Here is a 19,339-nt window from a genome sequence, read left to right as displayed (position 1 = left end):
ACCAGCTTGTATGGCGGCATAGGGTAACCGGTTCGCCTGAACGCTGCCCGTTCCCGGCATGGGCGCGCCGCAACGTTCCATTCGTGGCCCGCCCGAACTCACGCCAAAATCGCACACACGTGCGATAATCGCCCTAACCGGCCATTCACTCCGCCTGCGCCATAAGCAGGTCACTGCCTGCCCGCCCGCTGGACGGCCCGCAGCCAGGGATGCCGAACGGTCCCCGCCACGCTTGGCGCGCGCGGGCCTTCCCCCACGGCCGTGGGGTTTTTCGATACGAGGTTCATGCAACGTGGACGAGACGACGAAAGTTCCGGCCCTGTGCCGGGTGCTGCTGGTTCTGCTCGGCATTCTGGTGGCACTGTTCGGCCTGGCCCTGCTGGTCGGCGGTGTACGCCTGGCCCTGCTGGGAGGTAGTTGGTATTTCCTGCTGATGGGTCTGGCATCGGCGCTGGCCGGTGCCCTGCTGCTGGCGCGCCGCCCGGCCGGTGCGCTGCTGTACGGCGCCGCCTTCGTGGCCACCGTGGTGTGGGCACTGGTCGATGCCGGCTGGAATTTCTGGCCGCTGGTCTCGCGCCTGGTGATGCCGGCGGTGCTGGCCCTGCTGGTGGCGTTGGCCTGGCCGCTGCTGCGGCGCAGCCGTGGCGCAGGGGCCGGCCGCGGTGCCTACGGCGTTGCCGCCGTGCTGCTGGTGGGCCTGCTGGCCACCGCGGTGTCGGCCTTCCAGCCGCGCCCGGTCGTGTCCGCCGCCGGCGATGTGCCGCCGGTAGTGCCGGTGGCCAAGGGCAGCGAGCAGCGTGACTGGATGCATTGGGGCAACACCACCGCCGGCACCCGCTTCGCCGCGCTGGACCAGATCACCCCCGACAACGTGCAGCAGCTGCAGGTGGCCTGGACCGCGCGCACCGGCGATGTACCGGAAAGCAACGGCTTCGGTGCCGAAGACCAGAACACCCCGCTGCAGATCGGCGACACCCTGTACCTGTGCACTCCGCACAACCAGGTGATCGCCATCGATGCCGATTCGGGCACGCAGCGCTGGGCCTTCGATCCCAAGGCCACTGCACCGAACTGGCAGCGCTGCCGCGGCCTTGGCTACTTCGACAGCAGCACCGCCGTCGCCGCGCCCGCCGCCACGGTCGAGCCGTCCGCACCGGCCCCCAGCGTCGCCGCTGCAGCAGGCCAGCCGGCAATCTGCGAAAAGCGCATCCTGATGACCTCCATCGATGCTCGTCTGTTCGCGCTGGATGCCAAGACCGGCGCGCTCTGCCAGGATTTCGGCAGCAACGGCGTGGTCGACCTGAAGGTGGGCATGGGCGAGATCAAGCCCGGCTTCTACACCCTGACCGCCGCACCGCTGGTGGCCGGTGACCTGATCGTGGTGGGCGGCCGCGTGGCCGACAACATCGAGGTGGGCGAACCGTCCGGCGTGGTGCGCGCGTACAACGTGCGTACCGGCGCGCTGGCCTGGGTCTGGGACCTGTCCAAGGAAACCCCGGACGTGCCGCTGGATCCGTCGATCCACTACACCCGCGCCACGCCGAACGTGTGGACCTCGATGGCCTACGATCCGCAGCTGGGTCTGGTCTACCTGCCCACCGGCAACACCACGCCGGACCAGTGGGCCGGCGAGCGCACCCCGCAGGACGACAAGTACAGCTCGGCCGTGGTCGCGCTGGACGTGGCCACCGGCAAGGAGCGCTGGGTCTACCAGACCGTGCGCCATGACCTGTGGGATTACGACCTGCCCGCGCAGCCGACCCTGACCGACGTGCCCGACGGCAAGGGCGGCACGCTGCCGGCCCTGCTGCAGATCACCAAGGCCGGCCAGATCTTCATGCTGAACCGCCAGACCGGCCAGCCGATCACCGAAGTGCGCGAGATTCCCGCGCCGCAGGGCAACGCCCAGGGCGAGCGCTACGCCGCCACCCAGCCGCTGTCGGTGGGCCTGCCGCAGATCGGCGCGCAGACGCTGACCGAATCGGACATGTGGGGCGCCACGCCGATCGACCAGATGCTGTGCCGCATCCAGTTCAAGCAGTTCCGCTACGACGGCATGTACACCCCGCCGGGCGAAGACCTGGCCCTGCAGTGGCCCGGTTCGCTGGGCGGCATGAACTGGGGCAGCGCCTCGGTCGACCCGACCACCGGCTACCTGTTCGTGAACGACATGCGCCTGGGCCTGTGGACCAAGCTGATTCCGCGTGCGCAGATGACCAGCGGCGATGGTGGCGTGGAAATGGGCGCCGCTTCGCAGACCGGCACGCCGTATGGCTCGCTGCGCGACCGCTTCCTGTCCAAGCTGGGCATTCCCTGCCAGCAGCCGCCGTTCGGCACGATGTCGGCCATCAACCTGGCCACCCACAAGCTGGTCTGGCAGGTGCCGGTGGGCACGGTGCAGGACACCGGGCCGATGGGCATCAAGATGCACCTGCCCATTCCGATCGGCATGCCGACGCTGGGCGGTTCGCTGGCCACGCAGTCGGGCCTGCTGTTCTTCGCCGGCACCCAGGATTACTACCTGCGTGCCTATGACAGCCGCAGCGGCAAGGAGGTCTGGAAGGCCCGCATGCCGGTGGGCAGCCAGGGCACGCCGATGACCTATGTCTCGCCGAAGACCGGCCGCCAGTACGTGGTGATTTCCGCCGGTGGCGCGCGCCAGTCGCCGGACCGCGGCGATTACGTGATCGCCTACGCGCTGCCGCAGAGCAAGTGAACCGTGCCCACGCCGTGGCCCGTCGTGGCCACGGCGTGCGGGTACCGATCCAGCTGCCCAGCGCTTACCATGCAGGGCTTACGTAGATGAAACCGGTTGCCATGCCTGCTGTTCCTCCCAGCCGCCGCCCCAAGCGTTCCCCGGCCCCGCCACAGGAGCGCGGGCTGGCCCATGAGTTGATGCAGCAGATCCAGGGCAACCAGGGCGATCCGGATTTCATGACCTCGCTCGGCCGCGGCCTGGCCGTGCTGAGCGTGTTTTCGCAGCATCCGCGCGAAGTGACCATGTCACAGATCAGCAGCGACACCGGCATCTCGCGTGCGGCGGTGCGCCGCGTGCTGTACACGCTGGAAAAGCTGGGCTATGTGGGCGAACAGGGCCGCGGCTATGTGCTGCTGCCGCGCGTGCTGGGGCTGGGCGGCGCCTACGTGGCGTCCTCGTCGATGACCGCCGCCGCGCAACCGGTGCTGGATGCACTGCGCGACGACGTGCACGAATCGTGTTCGCTGGGCGTGCTCGATGGCGACGACATCCTGTACATCGCGCGTGCCGAGACCGTGCGCATCATGTCCATCGGCCTGCGCGCGGGCAGCCGCCTGCCGGCGTACTGCACCTCGATGGGCCGGGTGCTGCTGGCGGCCCTGCCGCGCGACACGCTGGAAGGCTATCTGGAACGCACGCCCCTGCGCCCGCGCACCGAGCGCACGATCACCCGCATGGATGATTTCCTGGAAACGCTGGAGAAGGTCCGCCGCGAAGGCGTTTCACTGGTGGACCAGGAGCTGGAGATCGGCCTGCGTTCGATCGCCGTGCCGGTACGTTCGCGCAGTGGCGAGGTGATTGCCGCGTTGAACATCGGCACCCAGGCCGGCCGCGTGAACCTGGGCGTGATGCAGTCGCAGTTGCTGCCGCGCCTGCGCGAAGCCGCGCAGCAGCTGGGGTCGTTGCTGCATTGAGCCAAGCCCCGGGGTCGGATCCCTTTCCGCAGGAAAGGGCTCTGACCCCAGTCGTGAGTGGGGTCAGAGCCCTTTGCGTTGCAAAGGGATCCGACCCCGATCTCATTCGGCCGCCTGCTCTTCCAGGATCGGCTTGGCCAGCGCGAAGGCGTGGTTGGCCGCAGGCACGCCGCAGTAGATGGCGGCCTGCAGCAGCACTTCCTTGATCTCTTCCGGCGTGACGCCATTGTTGCGTGCCGCGCGGATATGCAGCTTGAACTCTTCGTCGTGGCCCAGTGCCACCATCATCACGATGGTCAGCAGCGAGCGGGTGTGCCGCGGCAGGCCGTCACGGGTCCACACCGTGCCCCATGCCGTGCGGGTGATGAATTCCTGGAATTCAGTGGTGAAGTCCGTGCGCGCCTGCAGCGAGCGTTCCACATGGGCTTCGCCCAGCACCTGGCGGCGTACGGCCAAGCCGGCTTCGTAGCGTTCCTGTTCGTCCATCGTCGTCTACCTGTGCAAGTGTCAGTGCGTGGCCTGCGCAAGATGCGCGGCCAATGCAGCGGTGAAGGCCTGCGGTGATTCCAGGTTGCAGATATGCCGGCCGGCCACCTGCGCATACGCGCCTTGCGCAGCACCGCTGGCAATGGCCTGCAGATCGGCCGGCACGCAGACCGGGTCGTCATCGCCGGCGATGGCCAGCAGCGGCACCTGGATGCGTGCCAGCACCTCGCGGAAGTCGGCCGTGCCCACCGCGTTGCAGCAGCCCACGTAGCCTTCCACCGACGTGGCCAGGAAGCGCTGCAGGATGTCTTCCACCTGGCTGGCATGGGTCTGTGCGAAGCCGGCCGTGAACCAGCGCTCGCGCGTGCCATCGACCAGCGGCAGCAGGCCGTCGTGCTGCACCTGGGCGATGCGCGCCTGCCAGCTTTCGTCGCTGCCGATCTTCGCGGCGGTGGCAGCCACGGTGAGCGTGCGCAGGCGGTTGCCGGCATGCACGCCCAGCCACTGGCCGGTCAGCCCGCCGATGGACAGCCCGCAGAAGTGGCTGCGCTCGATGCCCAGGTGATCCCACAACGCCAGCACGTCGGCGCCCAGCTCGACCACGCTGTACAGGCCCGGCGGCGCGCTGGACTGGCCATGGCCGCGGCGGTCATAGCGCAGGATGCGGTACTGCGCAGACAGCGCCTGCGCCTGCGGCGCCCACATGCCCAGGTCGGTGCCCAGCGAGTTGCAGAAGGTCAGCCAGGGGCCGTCTTCACGGCCCTCGGTCTGGAAGTGCAGGCGATGCTGCGGAAGCTCGAGAAACGGCATGCTGGCTCCAGCGAAGTACGTGGGGATCAGGCGCGTGCAAGCACGCGGTCGATCCAGGTATCGGCCATGCCGCGCCAACTGTCGGCGGCGAACAAGGCATCGAGTTGTTCAGCGGAAAGCTGCGCGGTCACCTCGGGCATCTGCGCCAGCACCGCACGCAGGTGCTGCGATTGGCCCAGTGCGCGCTGCGCGGCCTGTTCCACCAGCGCGTGCGCGGCGGCCTTGCCGATGCGCTCGCCCAGGGTGACCGCTACGGCTTCGGCATAGAGCAGGCCGCCATGGCTGTCCAGGTGCTGCAGCATGCGCGCGCGATCCAGTTGCAGGCCCTGCACCACCACGGTGACCTGGGCCAGGCTGCCGGCACACAGGCGCACGATCTCCGGCACGGTTTCCCATTCGGCATGCCACTGCCCGGCCGCACGTTCGTGCGGTTGCGGCATGGCGCTGTACAGCGTGGACAGCAGGCCCGGCACACGGGTGGCAGCGGCAATGGCCGCCACGCAGCCCACCGGGTTGCGCTTGTGCGGCATGGCCGACGATCCGCCCTTGCCCTCGCCTGCCGGTTCGAACGCCTCGGCCACTTCGGACTGCATCAACAGCACGATGTCGGTGGCGATCTTGCCCAGGCTGCCGGTCAGCAATGCGAACGCACTGCCCAGCTCGGCCACGCGATCACGTGCGGTGTGCCAGGGCAGTGCCGGCACCGGCAACTGCAGTTCCTCGCCCAGTGCCTGGGCAACGTCCAGGCCACGGTGTTGCAGCGAAGCCAGGGTGCCGGCGGCACCACCGAACTGCAGCACCAGGGTGTCTTCGCCCAGGGCCAGCAGACGGCGCTGGCTACGTTGCAGGGCATCGAGCCAGCCGGCGGCCTTCAGCCCGAAGGTGACCGGAACCGCCTGCTGCAACAAGGTGCGGCCCGGCAGGCCGGTACCGCGCTCGGCGTCGGCCAGCTGCGCAAGCGCCGTACACAGCGTCTGCAGGCGCGACAGCACGTGCTCACGCGCGGCGCGCAACTGCAGCACCGCACCGGTGTCGATGATGTCCTGGCTGGTCGCGCCCCAGTGCACCCAGCGCGCCGCCTCGGCGTCGTTGGCCTTGACCTGCGCGGTCAGTGCCTTCACCAGCGGGATGGCCGGGTTGCCGGACAACGCGGTGGCGGCCGACAGCGCGCTCACATCGTAATGGGCTGCATTGCAGGCCGCCTCGATGGGGGCCATCGCCGCCTGCGGAATCACCCCGCAGCGCGCCTGTGCGCGGGCCAGCGCGGCTTCCACATCCAACATGGCCTGCAGCCGTGCCGCATCGGTGAACGCCACGTCCACGGCAGGCTCGCCGAACAGGCCGCCAAGCAGCGAAGGAGTCGGGTTCATCAAAGTAGATCCTTCCGGGGTTGCCCCAGCTTACCCGCGCCGGCCGTGACCGGCGTGGGCAAGCGACAGCCCAGGCGTTCAGTAGGCAAAGAACACGGTCTCGTCGGGGCCCTGCATGCGCACGTCCCAGTGGTATACGCCCTGGCCCTGCGCCTGCGCGACCAGGGTGTGGCGGCGCTCGGCCGGCACCAGCGCCAGGATGGCATCGTCGCCATTGCTGGCTTCGTCACTGAAGTAGATGCGGCCGCGGGTGGCCTGCAGCAGGCCGCGCATGAACACCAGCACCACCAGGTGCGGGGCCTGCGCTTCACCGCGCAGCCCCGGCACGCGGCCCGGCTTGACGGTGCTGAAGGCAAAGCGCCCCTGGTCGTCGGTCGGCACCCGGCCCCAGCCATCGAAGCTGGGATCGTGGTCGTCGCGGCGCGGGTCTTCGGCATGCGCGTAGATGCCCTGTGCGTCGGCCTGCCAGATTTCCAGCACGGCATCGGACACCGGCACGCCCTCGCCATCGAACACCTGGCCCTGCACCTGCACACGCTCGCCCTGCGCCTGCGCCGGTGCGATCTCGACGCGGTACAGCGGTTCCAGGCCCAAACGGTAGTACGGGCCGACGGTCTGCCACGGAGTGGATTGGAAGCTCATGGTCTTACTCCCACACGGTCATCTTGCGACCGCGCAATACGATGTCGAAACGATAGCCCAGCGCGAATTCATTCGCGGTGGTTTCCCAGTCGAACGAGGACACCATGCGCTCGCGGGCCTTGGCGTCATCCACGCAGTTGTAGATCGGATCGAACGCCAGCAGCGGGTCGTTGGGGAAGTACATCTGGGTGACCAGGCGCTGGCCGATGCCTTCGCCGTGCAGCGAGAAGTGGATGTGCGCCGGGCGCCAGGCGTTGTAGTGGTTGCGCCACGGGTACGCGCCCGGCTTGATGGTGGTGAAGCGGTAGCGGCCTTCGCTGTCGGTCAACACCTGGCCGGTGCCCTTGAAGTTCGGGTCCAGCGGCGCGTCGTGCTGATCGCCCTTGTGCAGGTAGCGCCCGGCGGCGTTGCACTGCCACACCTCGACCACCGAATTGCGCACCGGCCGCCCGTTCTCGTCCAGCACGCGGCCACTGACGATGATGCGCTCACCCAGCGGCTGGCCGGGGAAGCCAGCGGTCAGATCGGCAGCATGCGCGCCCAGGGTGATGCGGTTGATGCTCGGCCCCGTCACTTCGGAAAGGGTGACCGGAATGGCAATCGGATCGGTGCCCGGGCCGCGCTTGGCGGTACTGGCATACGGCAGGTGGATGCGCGGCGGCTGGCTGCCGGGATACGGCTTGCGGTAGCCGCGCAGGTCGGTGGGATCGCTCATGGCGTACTCCTGTTGGCGAGCGGCCCGAGGGCCGCGGCTGTCATGCTGGTTACGGGCAGATTATGGAATGCGAGGGGGTCACACGCGCTCGATGGCCAGGGCCACGCCCTGCCCCACGCCGATGCACATGGTGGCCAGGCCACGGCGGCCGCCGCTGGCTTCAAGTTGGCGCAGCAGAGTCAGCGCCAGGCGCGCGCCGCTCATGCCCAGCGGATGGCCCAGCGCAATGGCGCCGCCGTTGGGATTCACGTGAGCGGCATCGTCGGCCAGACCCAGCTGGCGCATGCAGGCCAGGCCCTGCGAGGCGAAGGCTTCGTTCAGTTCGATGGCATCGAAATCGGTGATCGACAGGCCCAGCCGTGCCATCAGCTTCTGGCTGGCCGGCACCGGGCCCATGCCCATGATGGCCGGCTCCACGCCCGCGCTGGCGAAGCCGAGGATGCGCGCGCGCGGGGTCAGCCCCAGCGCCTTGACCTGTGCGCCCGAGGCCAGCAGCAGTGCCGCCGCGCCATCGTTGATGCCCGACGCATTGCCGGCGGTCACCGTGCCCGGCTGGCGGAACAGCGGCTTCAGTTTGGCCAGTGCTTCGGCGGTGGTATCGCCACGCGGGTGTTCATCGCGGTCGACGGTCACGGTCTCGCCGCGCTTGCGGCCCGGCACATCCACCGCCACGATCTCGCCGTCGAAGAAGCCACGCGCCTGCGCTGCGGCGGTGCGCTGCTGGCTGCGCAGGGCGAACGCATCCTGGTCGTCGCGGCTGATGCCGTAGCGCTCGGCCACGTTCTCGGCGGTCTGGCCCATCGTTTCCACGCCATGCAGTTCGCGCAGGCGCGGGTTGATGAAGCGCCAGCCCATGGTGGTGTCTTCGATCTGCTGGTCGCGGGCGAACGGCGAGGCCGCCTTGCCCATCACGAACGGTGCGCGCGACATCGATTCGACGCCGCCAGCGATGGCCAGGCCCAGCTCGCCCGCAGCGATTCCACGCGCCACGGTACCGATCGCATCCAGCCCCGAACCACACAGGCGGTTGATCGTGCTGCCCGGCACGCTTACCGGCAGGCCGGCCAGCAGCAGGCTCATGCGCGCCACGTTGCGGTTGTCTTCGCCGGCCTGGTTGGCGCAGCCCAGGTAGACATCCTCGACCAACGCCGGGTCCAGCTGCGGGTGGCGCGCCAGCAGGGCCTTCAGCGGAATCGCGCCCAGGTCATCGGCGCGAACGCCGGACAGCGCGCCGCCGTAGCGGCCGATCGGGGTGCGGATGCCATCGACGATGTAGGTCTCGTGCAGGCTCATCTCAGGCTCCTTCGGCCAGTGCCAGCGGCAGGCCGGTCAGTTCACGCAGTTGTGCGATGTCCATGCCTTCCACCATTTCCAGCACGGTGGCGCCGTCGGGGCCGAGGTCGAACACCGCCACATCGGTATACACGCGCGATACGCAGCGCAGGCCGGTAAGCGGGTAGCTGCAGTCGGCCACCAGCTTGCTTTCACCCTTCTTGGTGAACAGGTCCATCATCACGAAGACCTGCTTGGCACCGATGGCCAGATCCATGGCGCCACCCACGGCAGGAATGGCGTCGGCCGCACCGGTACTCCAGTTGGCCAGATCACCGTGTACCGACACCTGGAAGGCGCCCAGCACGCAGATGTCCAGGTGGCCACCACGCATCATCGCGAACGAGTCGGCATGGTGGAAATAGCAACCCCCGGTGAGCAGGGTGACCGGCTGCTTGCCGGCATTGATCAGGTCCGGATCTTCGTGGCCGGGCGCCGGCGCCGGGCCCATGCCCAGCAGGCCGTTTTCCGACTGCAGGAAGATTTCCTTGTCGGCCGGCAGGAAGTTGGCCACCGTGGTCGGCAGGCCGATGCCCAGGTTCACGTAGGCACCTTCGGGAATATCGCGGGCCACGCGCGCGGCCATCTGTTCGCGGCTGAGCTTGTTCATGCCTGTACTCCTGCTGCGGCCACCGGCACTACGCGCTGCACGAAGATGCCGGGCGTCACCACCGCTTCCGGGTCCAGTTCGCCCAGCGCCACCACCTCACGTACCTGCACGATCGCGCAGCGTGCGGCCATCGCCATCAGCGGGCCGAAGTTGCGCGCAGTCTTGCGGTAGACCAGGTTGCCCCAGCGGTCGCCGCGGTCGGCCTTGATCAGCGCGAAGTCGGCATGCAGCGGATATTCCAGCACGTAGTGGCGGCCGTCGATCTCGCGCGTTTCCTTGCCCTGGGCAAGTTCGGTGCCGTAACCGGTGGGAGTGAAGATAGCGCCCAGACCGGAACCGGCCGCGTGGATGCGCGCGGCCAGGTTGCCCTGCGGCACCAGTTCCAGCTCGATTTCACCGGCGCGGTAGGCCGCATCGAAATGCTGCGAATCGGACTGGCGCGGGAACGAACAGACGATGCGGCGCACGCGCTTGTGCTTGATCAGCGCGGCCAGGCCGGTATCGCCGTTGCCCGCATTGTTGTTGATGATGGTCAGCTCGCGCGCGCCCTGCGCGATCAGCGCATCGATCAGCTCGTCGGGCATGCCCGCGGTACCGAAGCCACCGATCATCACGGTGGCCCCATCGTGGATATCGGCCACCGCTGCTTCGGCGCTGGCCACGGTCTTGTCGATCACTGCATTGCTCCTTGCCCTGCCCTTCGCTGGTACCTACCAGCGCGGCGCACGGCCACTGCGACGGGAAAACATGACGCGGACATGGTGCGCACAGGCCCCTGCCCGGTCAATCCGATATTCGGCCATTCAATCCGATAATCGCACATTGCCTGCATGGCTCCGGAAGGCGGTTCAACGCCGGTTCTGGCCCACGCCCACGCGCAGCCCCAGGCACGCCCAGGCGGCCAGCAGCAGCGGCAGCGCGCACAGCACATACAGCGCCGACGGCGGCCACTGGCCATCCACCAGCACGCCCACGGTAAGCGGCGACAGAATGGCGCCGACCCGGCCGATGCCGATCGCCCAACCCAGGCCGGTGGTGCGCACCTGTGCGGCGAACACCACCGGTGCGGCGGCGTACAGCCCTGCCATGGCAGCAAACAGCGCGGCACCAATCACGAAGGCCAACGGGAAGGCCACGTTCAACTGCGTGTTGAACGCAGCAAAGCCCAGCATCGCCACCATCGCCAGCAGCAGCGCGCCGGCGGTCAGGCGGGACAGCGACCAGCGCGAGGCCAGCCAGCCGAACAGGCTGCCGCCGACGATGCCGCCCAGGTTCAGCAGCACGCCACCGGTAATGCCCTGCTGCGCCGAAACACCTGCAGATACCAGCAGCTTCGGGGTCCAGCTCAGCACGAAGTAGAACGCGAACATATGCAGGAAGAACGCCAGCGCGATCAGCAGCGCGACACGGCGCAGATCACCCACGAACAGCGCGGCGTAGCCCTGCGGCTGGCCATCGCGCACCGGTGCCGGCGGCAATGCCTGCAGCGCCGGCATCTGCATGCGCGACAGCAGCGCGTTCAAGCGCGGCAGCGCATCGGCCGGGCGCCGTGCCACCAGGAAATCCAGCGATTCGGGCAGGCACTTGAGCACCAGCGGGATGCACAGCAGCGAGGCACCCGCGCCGATCAGGAACACGCTGTGCCAGGACCAGTGCTGCAGCATCCACGCCGCCAGCACGCCACCGGCAGTGGCGCCAATGGGATAACCGGTTGCCTGCAGGGCCACGGCGGTGCTGCGCCACTTGGCGTTGGCATACTCGGCGGTGATCACCCCTACACCGGCCAGCATGCCGCCAATGCCGATGCCGGTGAACACGCGCAGCGCGCCCAGCTGCCAGGCGTTGCCGGCCAGCGCCGACAGTGCCATGCCCGTGGTCAGGATCAGCAGGCAGCACACGATCATCGGCCGCCGGCCCCAGCGGTCAGCCAGCGGCGCCAGCAGGAACGAGCCCAGCGCCATGCCGACCAGGCCGGCACTGAGCATCAGCCCCAGCACCTTGCCCGACAGTTCCCAGTCCGCCGACACGTGCGGCGCAGTGAAGGCCATGACCATCACGTCGAAGCCATCGAGCATGTTCAGCAGCACGCAGATGGCGATGGCGGTCCACTGGAAGGGACTCATCCGTTCCAGGACGAGCGGCGGTGCAGCGGCGGAGGCGTGGCTCATGGTGCGGTTTCCTGCAACAGCGTGAAGCGGCGGAACATCCGGCGTGGTGGTCTCAGCGACCGGCCTGGCTGGAAGCGTGGATGACCTGCAGGACGTCCTGCAGTTGTTCGACTTCAACCTGGCCCGGCGCCGACGGCGTGCCGATCATGCCGAAGGTCAGCGCCTGGCCGAAGGTTTCCCCGGCCAGTCGCGAGACCACGCCGGTGCCGCCCATCGACATGGTCAGCAGCGGCTTGTCACTGCGCTGGCGTACCTGCCAGGTGGCGTCCAGCAGGGCCAGCACATCGCCGGCGTCGCGCGGCATCACCGCGATCTTCAGCACGTCCGCGCCCATCGCCTGCTGCTTCAGCAGGCGCGCGACGATCTCCTCGCGCGGCGGCGTGGCCTGGAAATCGTGGTTGGACATCACCACCTTCACCCCCGCCTTGTGCGCCTGCTGCACCAGCGCCTGCACTACGTTCGGGTCGTGGAACATTTCCACATCGATCAACTGGGCAAAGCCACCGCGCAGCAGCGTGGCGTACAGCGCGCCGTAGTCGCGGTCACTGATCGCCTTCGCACCGCCTTCGGCCTTGGTACGGAAGGTGACGATCATCGGCTTGCCGCCCAGCGTGGCCTGGATGCGCTTGCCCAGCGCCACCAGCTTGCTGCCATCGGTGGCGATATCCAGGTAATCGATGCGCCATTCGGCCAGGTCGGTGTGCGTGCTGGCGGCGATGGCCGCGGCCTGCTGCAGGGCGAGTTCGGCACTGGCACCGGTAATCGGCACGATGGTGCGTGGACTGCCCTCGCCGATGCGCAGCGAGCCCACCTGCAGCACCGCCGGCGGCGGTGCGGCCAGGGCCAACACGGGGGCGGTGCACAGCGCACCGGCGAGGACAAGGGAGGCAAACGGAATACGCATGGCAGTCACCAGGGCGTGGAAGGAGCGCGCGACCATCAGAAGGTCACCTTGGCCTGGACACCCACGGCCCAGGCGTTGTCGGTGCCGCTGTAATTGAACGTGCCGGGATTGACGATGTACTGCACGTCGGGGCGGATCATCAGCCACGGGTTGACCTGGAAGCTGTAGGACAGTTCGAACAGCTCCTCGGCCTGGCTCAGGTTGTACAGCGGCGAATCCACCGGCACGCCACCGGCGGCCAGCGAGGCGCGGCGCGCATCCACCAGACGGTCGTTGATATCGGCGCCCACGTAACCCAGCGCGATGCTGTCCTGCGCGCGCGAACCGATGCCCTGGTACACGCCACCCACTGCATACCAGCGCTTGATCTGCGCGGTATCGGCGTCGGACACCATGTACTGCGCGAAGGCCGTCAGGCCGCGGCTGGGGTCGGCCGACTCCTGGGTCAGGCGCTGCTCGGCCAGCACGTAGGCGCCGTGGCGGCCGGTGGTGGGCGAGGTATCCAGGCCGCGCTGGTCCACGCGCGAGGTGTCGTAGTAGCCGCCAAACTTGTAGACGCCGGCGTAGCGGCTGCCCTTGGCCGGGGTCCAGGTCACTTCCACCGGGAACAGCGAACCGGTGGTGCCGGAGGCGAACGGGCGGAACGCATTGCGTTCGATGTTGCCACCCAGGTTCGGGTTCACCTGGAACCAGCCGGTGCGCACGTTCAGCGCCGGGCTGACCTGCTGCGCCACTTCACCGCCCCAGCGCGCCACCGGGTAGTTGTACCAGCCGCTGTTGCCGGACATCGCCAGCGGGTGCGCGCAGAACGCCGCGTTGACGAAATGGGTCAGCAGGCTGTGCAGGCCGAACTGGTTGCCCATCGCGTAGTAGCCCAGCTTGTAGTACGACTGGCCACCGTTGAAGGTCTGGTCGTAGCTCAGTTCGGTCAGCCGCGTGTACTGGCCGCCGTAGGCTTCCTGGATCGGGAAGCGGTTGCCGACCAGATCGGCCGAGGTACTGCGGCCACGCCGGTCGTTGAGCGTGAAGTGGAAGGCACCGCCGTCCCAGCCGGCCAGCTTGCCCATGTCCAGGTCCATGCCCACGCGCACCTGCTGCGCATAGCGGGCGCCGGTTTCACCGTAGCCACCATCCACCACGCCCATGGCCTCGCCCACGTAGTCGCCGCGGAAGGCAATGCCGCGCTCGTACAGATCGGTGCGGGTACCGCCCCAGTCGCCGGTGAGCGTCTTGCCCGCGTAGCGATTGCTGGATTGCGCGCTGGCGACGGCCGGCAGCAGGGCCATCGCGGCCAGTACGGTCAGGGAAACAGGCTTTGCAGGAATCATGGTCAGGGTCTCGGAAAGGTGATCAGCGCAGCGACAGCGGCGCGCTCAGGGGGGACGTGGCGCCCTGCGGCGAGGTGACCGTGGCGGTCACACCGCCCAGATCCGCAGCATCGGCGCCATTGCCCAAGGGGAAGGTGAAGGTGCCGTTGCCCTGGCTGTCGGTACGCGCCTGCACGGTGCCCAGCACGCGCTCGGCTTCGCTGCCGTTGGCCGCACGGTTGCCGAACACTTCCACCTGGTAGTGGCTGTCCGGCTGGCCGTGGAAGCTGCCGGTCACGGCGCGCTGTGCGCCCTTGCCCTGCACGGCCACCAGTTGCGGCGCCGCCTGGCCCAGGTTGGCCAGCGGCTGGCAATCGGCCTGGCCGGCGGCGGTGCAGATGCGCGCACGTTTGGCCGGATCGTTGTCCACGCCGCGCCCGCGCGAGCCGACGAAGCTGGCATGTTCCAGCCCCGGCACACCGAACACGATGGCGCCGCGCGGCTGGCCCTTCACGCAGGCACCGCCGGCTTCGCAACGCTCGATCGGCAGACCGTTGCCGAAGATGCGGTTGGCGGTGAAGCGGTTGGGTGCACTGACCGGCTGCGGGCGCACGCCAATGCCGATGCCGTTGCCGGTGATGGTGTTGCCATCGACCACGTTGCCGCTGCCGGTGATGCTGAGCCCGATCGAGTTGCCGGTGAAGGTGTTGGCCGCGATGTAGTTGCGGTTGCCCCAGTTGATCTGCAGGCCATCGGAGTAATCGACGAAGCGGTTGTGCACCACGCTGTTGTCGTTGCCCCACAGGATTTCGATGCCCTGCGACGGTTCCGGGTTGGCCTTGGTGGACTGGAACAGGTTGTCGGCCACCAGGTTCCAGGCCGCGCCGCGGGTCAGTTCCAGGCCGTCGCCGTTGTCCAGGAACACGTTGCGCACGATGCGGTTGTGCACCGTGGTGGTGGCGGTGGACTGGCCCTTGCCATCATCGCCGGTGAGCATGATGCCGGCACCGCCCTTGTTGGCAACGATGCGGTTGTCATGGATTTCGCTGTGGCTGGCGCGGTTGATCAGCACGCCGATGCAGAAGTTGCGGATCTCCAGGCCGGTCAGTTCAACGCCCTGGGTATCGCGCAGCACCAGGCCTGGCAGCGTGGTGGTGCGCACATTGGTGCCGGACTGGCCCGGCTCGGCACCCGGGCAGGCATCGGTGCCGGTGCCGGTCACGTAGGCCGAGCCATCGATGGCCACGAACTGGCCGTCGCGCGCCCACGGCGTGCCGACGATCTGCACCGGGCCCTTGATTTCCGGCAGCGGCGAGGCCGGCTTGATCACGTACGGCGCCGCGCCCACCGCATCGATTTCAATGCGGTAGCGGCCCGGCGTCGCATTGGCGGTGTTGATGGCCCAGCGCAGCGAGCCGGCGTTGCTGTCGTCGGCGTAGCGATCGACACGCAGCACCTGCAGCGCTTCACGCGGGGGTTCGGCTTGGTAGGCCAGCGCCAGCGACGGCAGCAGGGCAAGCAGGGACAGGGAAACGATAGACAGACGATGGCACATGCGATCACTCCGCACAGGTGAAAGAGATCCAACGGTCTTCCCCTGCACCTGGCTTCAGCACCGTGACCGATGCTGCCCTCGCCCCGCCAGGGGTGGATCGCTTGGACTGCTATGAAACTGCGGAAGTGAAATTAGGTTTATCGCACTGCACCATTCAAGTGCGGTAATCGACTGCGCGTGCGAATATCGCACTGAATAGGTAATACGTTGGTTGTAGGGGGGTTCTTTGCAGGGCTTGCAGCCCTGCACCTGCCCAATGCAACGGCAACGGCGAAAGCAACAGCCACAGCAACAGCAACAGCGGCATTCCGTGGGATGGCGGGGCGGTGTCGGATTGCGGGGACGCCGCAAGTACGTCCTTGTAGGCTTGGCAGCCGCATCCATGCGGCTGACACCCCGCAATCCGACACCGCCCCACCTTCGACAGTTTCCCGCGATCTGCAGGAAGGGCGTTCTGCTCTGGTGGGTGTCGACCTTGGTCGACACGGATGAATTCGTTCGATATCTGAAAGATGTGTCGACCAATGTCGACACCTACCAACAGCCGCGTGTTGTTGGAACGGCGTTCTGCTCTGGCGGGTGTCGACCTTGGTCGACACCTACCAACAGCCGGCGCCGACCCCGGAATTGCTTCGGCATGCGTCAGTAGATCCACGCCATGCGTGGATGATTCATTCGATATCTGAAAGATGTGTCGACCAAGGTCGACACCTACCAACAGCCGCGCGGGACAATTGGCGCAGATACCAACAGCCGCGTGAATCTGTCGAAGGCGGGGCGGTGTCGGATTGCGGGGTGTCAGCCGCATGGATGCGGCTGCCAAGCCTACAAGGACGTACTTGCGGCGTCCCCGCAATCCGACACCGCCCCACCATCCCACCGATACCCAGCTTTTGACGTTGCCGTTGCATTGCGCGGGTGCAGGGCTGCAAGCCCTGCAAAAGACTCCCCTACGAACTGCAGGACAGCATCGAGCAGCCGGCGCGGTGCTCGGCCCAGGCCGGCCGCTTGCCTGCGTAATGTTCCAGCCCCGGCCGCTGCGTATACGGATCGCGCAGCACCTCCTGCAGCGCATGCACGCCCCCCAGGTCGCCCTGCTCGGCGCGATCGATGGCCTCCTGCGCCAGCCAGTTGCGCAGCACATACAGCGGATTGGCTGCCGCCATCTTCGCCTGCCGCGCTTCGGCCGACAGCGGGTCCACACGCAACCGCGCCGCGTAGTCCTGCAGCCACTGCTGCAACGGCGCCTGCACCGCCTGCCGGCGTGCCTGGTCGTAATACACATCGCCCAGTGCGGCCACGTCCGGCGCGGCCACATCCACGCCCATCAACGCGCGCCACGCCAGGGTCATGTCCATGCCGCCTTCCTGCAGCAACTGTTGCCAGCGCAGGTACAGCTGCAGGTCTTCGTCGTCAGCCGCCGCCAGCCCCAGCTTGGCCGCTGCATCGCGCCGGGTGCATGCCACGAAGGTGGACTGGAACGCGGCCAATCCGGCCTGCAGCGGCTGCACATCGGCGAACAACGGCGACAGTGCCTGCGCCAGCCGGTTGAGATTCCAGTACGCCACCTGCGGCTGGGTGCCGAAGCGGTAGCGGCGGCCTTGCGCGTCGGTGGTGTTGGGCGTCCAGTCCGGGTCGTAATCCTCCACCCAGCCGTACGGGCCGTAATCGATGGTCAGGCCGAGCACGGACAGGTTGTCGGTGTTCATCACTCCATGCACGAAGCCGACGCGCATCCAGTGCGCCATCAGCTCGGCGGTGCGCACGGCAATCTGCGCGAACCAGTCGCCGTACAGCGCCTCCCCTTCCCCCTGCAGCTCAGGGAAATCGCGGGCAATGCAGACGTCGGCCAGCTGCTTCAGCAGGGTGGTCTCACCGCGCGAGGCAGGCAGTTCGAACGTACCGAAGCGCATGAACGACGGCGCCACGCGGCAGACAATCGCGCCGGGCTCGGCGCGCGGGTGGCCGTCGTAGAACATGTCGCGTACCACGTCCTCGCCGGTGCCGACCAGTGACAGCGCACGCGTGGTCGGCACGCCCAGGTGATGCATGGCTTCGCTGCACAGGAATTCGCGGATGGACGAGCGCAGCACGGCGCGTCCATCGGCGCCGCGCGAATAGGGCGTGGGCCCGGCGCCCTTCAACTGCAGCTCCCAATGGCGCCCGTCGGCGGCCACCAGCTCACCCAGCGATATCGCACGCCCGTCGCCCAGCTGCCCGGCCCAATGACCGAACTGGTGTCCACCGTAGTTGGCCGCCCACGGCTGCATGCCGTCGTACAGCGCGTTGCCGCCGAAGACCTGGGCGAAGTCGGCGCCCTGCACGTCGGCGGCGTCGAAGCCAAGCAACGCGGCAACCTGCGGCGACCAGGCCAGCACGGTCGGCGCCGCGACCGGGGTCGGCAGCACCGACGACCAGGCCGCCTCGCGCACCTCGCGGCGGCGTGGGCCGGTTTCGGGGTCGCCCGGCAGGGCAGTCAGCAAGCGGTTGTCGAAACGGGGGGCGTGGGTATCCATGCCAGCAGGATGGGGGCGGTCGGCCCCGGCCTCAATCGCCGCGCAGGGCCTGCAGTGCGCCGCCGTGGGCCTCGGCGCGCTGGTAGGCCGGGCGCTGGCCGATGCGTTCCAGGAAGCCCCGCAACGCCGGCTTGTCGTCCAGCCCGCCGCCACGGGCGGCCGCGGCCTGGATCGGGAAGCTCATCTGGATGTCGGCCGCACTGAACCGTTCACCGGCGAACCACGGGCTTTCGGCCAGGCGCCGCTCCATCCAGTCCAGATGCAGGCGACGCTGCGGGCCGATGAAGCTGCGCTCGGCCTTGTCGGCGATGCTGCGTGCAATCGGCCGGGCAAAGAACGGCATCGGCGCACTGCGGATGCGCCCGACCACCAGGGTCAGCAGCAGCGGCGGCATGGCCGACCCTTCGGCGTAATGCAGCCAGTAGCGATAGGCGATGCGCTCGGCACTGTCGGCCGGCACCGGCGACGGCGACAGCACGCGCTGGGTGTCGTAGCGGTCGACCAGGTAGTCCAGGATCGCGCCGGATTCGGCCAGCACCAGGTCACCGTCCTGCAGCACCGGCGCCTTGCCCAGCGGATGGATCTGCCGAAGCTCCGGCGGCGCCAGCAGCGTCTTCGGATCGCGCGGGTAGCGCCGCAGTTCGTAGTCCAGCCCCAGTTCTTCCAGCATCCACAGCACGCGCAGCGAACGCGAGTTTTCCAGGTGGTGGACGATGCGCATGCGGAAACTCCTGAGGGACATGACGAATTGTAGAGTCGAGCCATGCTCGACTGCTTTCACGCTGCAGTCGAGCATGGCTCGACTCTACAAAAGCAAAAAAAAACGCCGGAAGCTTTCGCTTCCGGCGTTCTGGCTACCAAACGGTAGCAGACGGATTAGACCGCCTGCACCTGGTCAGCCTGCATACCCTTCTGGCCCTGGACGGCGATGAAGGTAACCTTCTGGCCTTCCTGCAGGGTCTTGAAGCCGGTGCCCTGGATGGCACGGAAGTGCACGAACAGGTCCGGGCCGCTTTCCGGGGTGATGAAGCCGAAGCCCTTGGCGTCGTTGAACCACTTGACGGTGCCGGTCTGACGATCAGACATTTGACTAACTCCTGAAACACATGTTGAAAAAATCGCAGCCACCGGGAATCGGGGCCGAGACTGAGTTGCAGGCGTTGGTAAAGCGGATCGATGAGCGGATCGTGAGATCAACTGCACCAGGCCACGATTCACGGTGACCCTAGCAAACACAGTGGATCGAACGATA

17 protein-coding genes are annotated in these 19,339 nt (G+C 67.8%); 2 read left to right on the top strand and 15 right to left on the bottom strand.

Translation table 11 applies throughout. The features are described 5' to 3' along the window. The first annotated feature begins 292 nt into the window (after positions 1-292). Both C1933_RS08230 and C1933_RS08225 read left to right on the top strand, forming a co-directional pair. Positions 293-2,716 carry a membrane-bound PQQ-dependent dehydrogenase, glucose/quinate/shikimate family gene (locus C1933_RS08230; protein ID WP_108752855.1) on the top strand — a complete coding sequence of 808 codons (2,424 nt, stop codon included), beginning with the start codon at positions 293-295 and terminating at the stop codon, positions 2,714-2,716. Positions 2,717-2,817: 101 nt separating this feature from the next. Then, positions 2,818-3,672, top strand: coding sequence for an IclR family transcriptional regulator C-terminal domain-containing protein (locus C1933_RS08225; RefSeq protein ID WP_108751533.1), 855 nt, complete (start codon positions 2,818-2,820; stop codon positions 3,670-3,672). 102 nt (positions 3,673-3,774) lie between these two features. Here the strand turns inward: C1933_RS08225 and pcaC are convergent, their stop codons facing one another. From pcaC to C1933_RS08150, 15 genes are all read right to left on the bottom strand, one after another. Continuing rightward, positions 3,775-4,158 (bottom strand): 4-carboxymuconolactone decarboxylase, encoded by a 384-nt coding sequence (pcaC, locus tag C1933_RS08220; protein ID WP_108752854.1) that lies wholly within the window; start codon positions 4,156-4,158, stop codon positions 3,775-3,777. Between the two features lie 21 nt (positions 4,159-4,179). Beyond that, entirely contained in the window at positions 4,180-4,968 is a 789-nt protein-coding gene (pcaD, locus tag C1933_RS08215; protein ID WP_108752853.1) for a 3-oxoadipate enol-lactonase, read from the bottom strand. Between the two features lie 26 nt (positions 4,969-4,994). Continuing rightward, a complete protein-coding gene (locus C1933_RS08210; RefSeq protein WP_108752852.1) occupies positions 4,995-6,338 on the bottom strand; it encodes a 3-carboxy-cis,cis-muconate cycloisomerase in 1,344 nt (447 codons plus the stop codon). 78 nt (positions 6,339-6,416) lie between these two features. After that, a complete protein-coding gene (gene pcaG / locus C1933_RS08205) occupies positions 6,417-6,980 on the bottom strand; it encodes a protocatechuate 3,4-dioxygenase subunit alpha (protein ID WP_108752851.1) in 564 nt (187 codons plus the stop codon). 4 nt (positions 6,981-6,984) lie between these two features. Beyond that, positions 6,985-7,695 (bottom strand): protocatechuate 3,4-dioxygenase subunit beta, encoded by a 711-nt coding sequence (gene pcaH / locus C1933_RS08200; protein WP_108752850.1) that lies wholly within the window; start codon positions 7,693-7,695, stop codon positions 6,985-6,987. A 78-nt stretch (positions 7,696-7,773) separates the two neighbouring features. Next, the gene (gene pcaF, locus C1933_RS08195) at positions 7,774-8,982 is read right to left on the bottom strand and encodes a 3-oxoadipyl-CoA thiolase (RefSeq protein WP_108754777.1); all 1,209 of its coding nucleotides are present in this window, start codon (positions 8,980-8,982) and stop codon (positions 7,774-7,776) included. 7 nt (positions 8,983-8,989) lie between these two features. Further along, positions 8,990-9,637, bottom strand: a complete 648-nt coding sequence (locus tag C1933_RS08190; RefSeq protein WP_108752849.1) for a 3-oxoacid CoA-transferase subunit B — start codon at positions 9,635-9,637, stop codon at positions 8,990-8,992. Beyond that, on the bottom strand, positions 9,634-10,314 hold the full coding sequence (locus tag C1933_RS08185) for a 3-oxoacid CoA-transferase subunit A (RefSeq protein ID WP_108752848.1): 681 nt from the start codon (positions 10,312-10,314) through the stop codon (positions 9,634-9,636). The genes C1933_RS08190 and C1933_RS08185 overlap by 4 nt, the downstream gene beginning before the upstream one ends. A 171-nt stretch (positions 10,315-10,485) precedes the next feature. Next, the gene (locus C1933_RS08180) at positions 10,486-11,805 is read right to left on the bottom strand and encodes an MFS transporter (RefSeq protein ID WP_199911424.1); all 1,320 of its coding nucleotides are present in this window, start codon (positions 11,803-11,805) and stop codon (positions 10,486-10,488) included. Between the two features lie 52 nt (positions 11,806-11,857). Further along, the gene (aroD, locus tag C1933_RS08175) at positions 11,858-12,745 is read right to left on the bottom strand and encodes a type I 3-dehydroquinate dehydratase (RefSeq protein ID WP_108752846.1); all 888 of its coding nucleotides are present in this window, start codon (positions 12,743-12,745) and stop codon (positions 11,858-11,860) included. Beyond that, positions 12,745-14,037 (bottom strand): carbohydrate porin, encoded by a 1,293-nt coding sequence (locus C1933_RS08170; protein ID WP_108752845.1) that lies wholly within the window; start codon positions 14,035-14,037, stop codon positions 12,745-12,747. Before C1933_RS08170 ends, aroD begins: the two co-directional genes overlap by 1 nt. Before the next feature lie 22 nt (positions 14,038-14,059). Beyond that, on the bottom strand, positions 14,060-15,571 hold the full coding sequence (locus C1933_RS08165; protein ID WP_108752844.1) for a right-handed parallel beta-helix repeat-containing protein: 1,512 nt from the start codon (positions 15,569-15,571) through the stop codon (positions 14,060-14,062). A gap of 950 nt (positions 15,572-16,521) precedes the next feature. Then, complete coding sequence (locus tag C1933_RS08160; protein WP_108752843.1) at positions 16,522-18,087, bottom strand: YdiU family protein; 1,566 nt, start codon at positions 18,085-18,087, stop codon at positions 16,522-16,524. A gap of 31 nt (positions 18,088-18,118) precedes the next feature. Further along, positions 18,119-18,808 carry a glutathione S-transferase gene (locus C1933_RS08155; protein WP_108752842.1) on the bottom strand — a complete coding sequence of 230 codons (690 nt, stop codon included), beginning with the start codon at positions 18,806-18,808 and terminating at the stop codon, positions 18,119-18,121. A 155-nt stretch (positions 18,809-18,963) separates the two neighbouring features. Next, positions 18,964-19,173, bottom strand: a complete 210-nt coding sequence (locus tag C1933_RS08150; protein WP_004153307.1) for a cold-shock protein — start codon at positions 19,171-19,173, stop codon at positions 18,964-18,966. Positions 19,174-19,339: the final 166 nt, after the last annotated feature.

Origin of the sequence: Stenotrophomonas sp. ZAC14D2_NAIMI4_6 (assembly GCF_003086875.1) — a bacterium.
In the GTDB taxonomy this organism is placed as follows: domain Bacteria; phylum Pseudomonadota; class Gammaproteobacteria; order Xanthomonadales; family Xanthomonadaceae; genus Stenotrophomonas.
This window is presented reverse-complemented; position numbering and strand designations above follow the sequence as displayed.

Coding starts and splice junctions, on each gene's coding strand:
- C1933_RS08150 (WP_004153307.1), bottom strand. CDS start 19,173: ATGTCTGATCGTCAGACCGGCACCGTCAAGTGGTTCAACGACGCCAAG.
- C1933_RS08165 (WP_108752844.1), bottom strand. CDS start 15,571: ATGTGCCATCGTCTGTCTATCGTTTCCCTGTCCCTGCTTGCCCTGCTG.
- pcaD (WP_108752853.1), bottom strand. CDS start 4,968: ATGCCGTTTCTCGAGCTTCCGCAGCATCGCCTGCACTTCCAGACCGAG.
- C1933_RS08210 (WP_108752852.1), bottom strand. CDS start 6,338: ATGAACCCGACTCCTTCGCTGCTTGGCGGCCTGTTCGGCGAGCCTGCC.
- C1933_RS08170 (WP_108752845.1), bottom strand. CDS start 14,037: ATGATTCCTGCAAAGCCTGTTTCCCTGACCGTACTGGCCGCGATGGCC.
- C1933_RS08225 (WP_108751533.1), top strand. CDS start 2,818: ATGCCTGCTGTTCCTCCCAGCCGCCGCCCCAAGCGTTCCCCGGCCCCG.
- C1933_RS08180 (WP_199911424.1), bottom strand. CDS start 11,805: ATGAGCCACGCCTCCGCCGCTGCACCGCCGCTCGTCCTGGAACGGATG.
- pcaC (WP_108752854.1), bottom strand. CDS start 4,158: ATGGACGAACAGGAACGCTACGAAGCCGGCTTGGCCGTACGCCGCCAG.
- pcaH (WP_108752850.1), bottom strand. CDS start 7,695: ATGAGCGATCCCACCGACCTGCGCGGCTACCGCAAGCCGTATCCCGGC.
- aroD (WP_108752846.1), bottom strand. CDS start 12,745: ATGGTCGCGCGCTCCTTCCACGCCCTGGTGACTGCCATGCGTATTCCG.
- C1933_RS08190 (WP_108752849.1), bottom strand. CDS start 9,637: ATGAACAAGCTCAGCCGCGAACAGATGGCCGCGCGCGTGGCCCGCGAT.
- pcaG (WP_108752851.1), bottom strand. CDS start 6,980: ATGAGCTTCCAATCCACTCCGTGGCAGACCGTCGGCCCGTACTACCGT.
- C1933_RS08160 (WP_108752843.1), bottom strand. CDS start 18,087: ATGGATACCCACGCCCCCCGTTTCGACAACCGCTTGCTGACTGCCCTG.
- C1933_RS08155 (WP_108752842.1), bottom strand. CDS start 18,808: ATGCGCATCGTCCACCACCTGGAAAACTCGCGTTCGCTGCGCGTGCTG.